General features: G+C 34.1%; 4 protein-coding genes. 3 read left to right on the top strand and 1 reads right to left on the bottom strand.

All coding sequences use genetic code 11. The features are described 5' to 3' along the window. A partial coding sequence (locus tag VLM92_RS12150) for a hypothetical protein (RefSeq protein WP_325276601.1) occupies positions 1-676 on the bottom strand: 676 nt, incomplete at its 3' end. A 115-nt stretch (positions 677-791) separates the two neighbouring features. Between VLM92_RS12150 and VLM92_RS12145 the strand changes: the two genes are divergently transcribed. The 3 genes from VLM92_RS12145 to VLM92_RS17410 all read left to right on the top strand — a co-directional run bounded on the left by VLM92_RS12145 (position 792) and on the right by VLM92_RS17410 (position 2,120). Further along, on the top strand, positions 792-1,310 hold the full coding sequence (locus tag VLM92_RS12145) for a winged helix-turn-helix domain-containing protein (protein WP_325276600.1): 519 nt from the start codon (positions 792-794) through the stop codon (positions 1,308-1,310). A 346-nt stretch (positions 1,311-1,656) separates the two neighbouring features. Further along, positions 1,657-1,842 (top strand): hypothetical protein, encoded by a 186-nt coding sequence (locus tag VLM92_RS12140; protein WP_325276599.1) that lies wholly within the window; start codon positions 1,657-1,659, stop codon positions 1,840-1,842. Between the two features lie 5 nt (positions 1,843-1,847). Then, positions 1,848-2,120: a type II toxin-antitoxin system RelE family toxin gene (locus VLM92_RS17410; RefSeq protein ID WP_414708162.1), complete on the top strand. Its 273-nt coding sequence runs from the start codon at positions 1,848-1,850 to the stop codon at positions 2,118-2,120. The last annotated feature ends 12 nt before the right edge of the window (positions 2,121-2,132 follow it).

Here is a 2,132-nt window from a genome sequence, read left to right as displayed (position 1 = left end):
CTATCTGGATACTGTTCGAAGTATCCAAAAGAGAAGTAATTTTCATGCAGCCATCTTCTTCTAAGCTGGTAATCACAAGAGTACACCCACCTATACCTTGGAAAAAATGACTGCCTCCAATAAAATAGGCTCCTGTTCCGTTTATTCTTACATGGGATAATGTCCAAAAACTAAGTGTCGTATCGTCTGGTAACTCTTTTTCATTTGGATTATTTCTAACGAGGTTTTTATTTTTATAAATATAAATGCTCGTTTCGTCATAATATTTTTTATCTTCGGATGCAGTTGGAAAAATTCCCTCAATAATATATTTCCCTATAGGCACCTGTGACCAATTCTTATCAATCTGATTCCAATACCATGTTTCTCTTTCCCCTGGTTCAAGCTTCCAATAGCAAAATAGGCATCCTGAAAATACTGTTTCCCTATTTTCAGTATATACATTAAAACAGGGGCCACCGATTTCAATTTTATCTTCACCTATATTTGTAATGAATACTGTAACTGTTTCACCCTGTTTATACTTACATTTATCTGTAGTAATATCTATTACTCCATCGAACGTAGTTGTAGTAAAAGGTGAAGTACTCCCGGAAAATACTTCATTTCCAAAGCCGCTTACTATTAAAAAGGCAAGTATTAGGAAGATAAATATCGTGCTTTTTCTCTTATTCATGATAATCTGTATATTAAAAAAATAATATATAAGGTTGGAAAACATTAGGTATCTCCCTAACCAAAAAAGCTAGTTTTTAAATAATTAATTCGTACATATTACCTAATAGCCAATAATGTGGGGTATGCCCAAGGTCACCCTGGATATAAATGCCTTTAAGGCTCTTGCTTCAGATACACGTTTAGATATTCTTAGATCACTTGATGGTAAAAGGTTAAATCTCAAGGATATTAGTAACGCTACCAATCTCCATCAGGTGACTGTCCATGAACATCTAACTAAACTTATTGAAGTAGACTTGGTAAAAAAGATAGAAAGAGAAGGGCATAAATGGGTGTATTATAAACTCTCCTGGAAAGGAGCAAGCCTAATGCATCCTGAAAACACAAGGATAACTATCTTATTTAGCATTGCTTTTATCTCATTGTTTATTGGTATCGCTGGTTTAATAGATCTACTAAGGAAAACAGCAGTAACAACCACTGAAAATGGGACATTTGGCCCCGGATCAGAAACTATACCTCTTTTTCAAACACTATCACTTTATATCACTGTTAGCTGCTTTATACTTTTTACAATCCTCATCATATTATCCCTAATTAGATTAAAGAAAAATATAAAACCAAAACTTTAAGTTACTCAGCATTTTTTTCTTACCTCTGATTGAAATTGATAAATTAATTTGTTAAAAGAAGGATTTATTTTTTTTCTTTTATGAATATGCAATAATAATATATAGACAGCGATAAATGCAGTGCCGGGGGCGGGAATGCGAACCCGGACATTGATCTCGCTGGAAAGCGATGCTTTACGACGAGAACGCACTGGCACACTCTAGTACGGTTTGTGGATTTGGTGGCATAAAAGTAATGCAAACAGATTTGTGAATTAATCTAAGGTAGAACCAATCATCGTAACCATGCATAAAGCATAAATATTATATTTATTATAATTATTATGGTAATTATAAAGGTGAAGGTATGGCGAATACTACAATCTCCATAAATCAGCAAACCAAGAAAGCATTATCAGAACTGGGCATGAAGGGAGAGACCTATGATGCTATTATAAAAAAACTTATTGAACGGTATGCATGGAAAAGATTGGATGAACGATGGAACAGGATTCTTTCTGAGGATGACTTTATCCCATTAGACAAATTGTGATCTCGATGGGATACAAGGTTTTTGTATCAAGGACATTTCAGAAAATATATAGTGAACTGCCAAGGAACATACGGGATAGAATAAAGGAACATTTGCAGGAGTTAGAAAATGATCTGGTTACCTCTCGATCTCGTTGTGACATAAAAATGTTACGTGATACCGATCCGAAGAAATATCGGTTAAGGGTTGGAGAGTATCGTATCATTTATGCTATCGAGGATAGGCAAGTTAAAATTTTAGACTGTATAAAAAGAGAGATTGGGTATGGCCACTTATAATATTTTTTAAAG

Origin of the sequence: Romboutsia sp., from assembly GCF_035470145.1 — a bacterium.
Taxonomy (GTDB): domain Bacteria; phylum Bacillota; class Clostridia; order Peptostreptococcales; family Peptostreptococcaceae; genus Romboutsia_D.
The sequence above is the reverse complement of the archived record's forward strand: the minus strand, read 5'-3'. Positions and strand labels throughout refer to the sequence as shown.

Coding starts and splice junctions, on each gene's coding strand:
- VLM92_RS12145 (WP_325276600.1), top strand. CDS start 792: ATGTGGGGTATGCCCAAGGTCACCCTGGATATAAATGCCTTTAAGGCT.
- VLM92_RS12140 (WP_325276599.1), top strand. CDS start 1,657: ATGGCGAATACTACAATCTCCATAAATCAGCAAACCAAGAAAGCATTA.
- VLM92_RS17410 (WP_414708162.1), top strand. CDS start 1,848: ATGGGATACAAGGTTTTTGTATCAAGGACATTTCAGAAAATATATAGT.